This is a genomic window from Furfurilactobacillus curtus (assembly GCF_045862785.1).
Taxonomy (GTDB): domain Bacteria; phylum Bacillota; class Bacilli; order Lactobacillales; family Lactobacillaceae; genus Furfurilactobacillus; species Furfurilactobacillus curtus.
The window spans coordinates 1-926 of record NZ_BQXO01000035.1 but is presented as its reverse complement, the minus strand read 5'-3'; the positions used below and the strand labels follow the sequence as shown (position 1 = coordinate 926).

The following is a 926-nucleotide window of genomic DNA, read 5'->3' as shown; positions in this document are numbered from 1 at the left end:
ATTGCTGTCACCAGTGTTGTTTGAACCGGAGTTCGAGTTACCAGTGTTACTGTCACCGGTGTTGTTCGAACCACTGTTCGAGTTACCTGTATTGCTGTCACCGGTGTTGTTTGAACCGGAGTTCGAGTTACCGATATTGCTATCACCAGTGTTATTCGAACCAGAGTTCGAATTACCTGTGTTGCTGTCACCGGTGTTGTTCGAGCCACTGTTCGAGTTACCAGTATTACTATCACCGGTGTTGTTCGAACCACTGTTCGAATTACCTGTATTGCTGTCACCAGTGTTGTTTGAACCGGAGTTCGAGTTACCAGTGTTACTGTCACCGGTGTTGTTCGAACCACTGTTCGAATTACCACTGTTTGAGTTACCGGTATTGTTGTCGCCGGCGTTGTTCGAGCCACTGTTCGAATTACCACTGTTTGAGTTACCGGTATTGTTGTCACCGGTGTTATTCGAGCCAGAGTTCGAGTTACCGGTATTGCTGTCACCGGTGTTGTTTGAACCAGAGTTCGAATTACCGGTGTTGCTGTCACCAGTGTTGTTTGAACCAGAGTTCGAATTACCGGTGTTGCTGTCACCGGTGTTATTCGAGCCAGAGTTACTGTTCCCAGTATTGCTGTCACCAGTGTTGTTCGAGCCAGAGTTCGAATTACCGGTGTTGCTGTCACCGGTGTTGTTTGAACCAGAGTTCGAGTTACCGGTATTGCTATCACCAGTGTTATTCGAGCCGGAGTTTGAATTACCTGTGTTGCTGTCACCAGTGTTGTTTGAACCAGAGTTCGAGTTACCTGTATTGCTGTCACCGGTGTTGTTCGAACCACTGTTCGAATTACCACTGTTTGAGTTACCGGTATTGTTGTCACCGGTGTTATTCGAGCCAGAGTTCGAGTTACCGGTGTTGTTGTCACCAGTGTTGTTTGAAC

At 47.3% G+C, this 926-nt stretch carries 1 protein-coding gene; it reads right to left on the bottom strand.

Going from position 1 to position 926, the window contains the following annotated elements:
• Nucleotides 1–926, bottom strand: a 926-nt coding sequence (locus tag ACKTR2_RS10285; protein ID WP_407885046.1) for a beta strand repeat-containing protein, incomplete at both ends; no start/stop codon positions are given.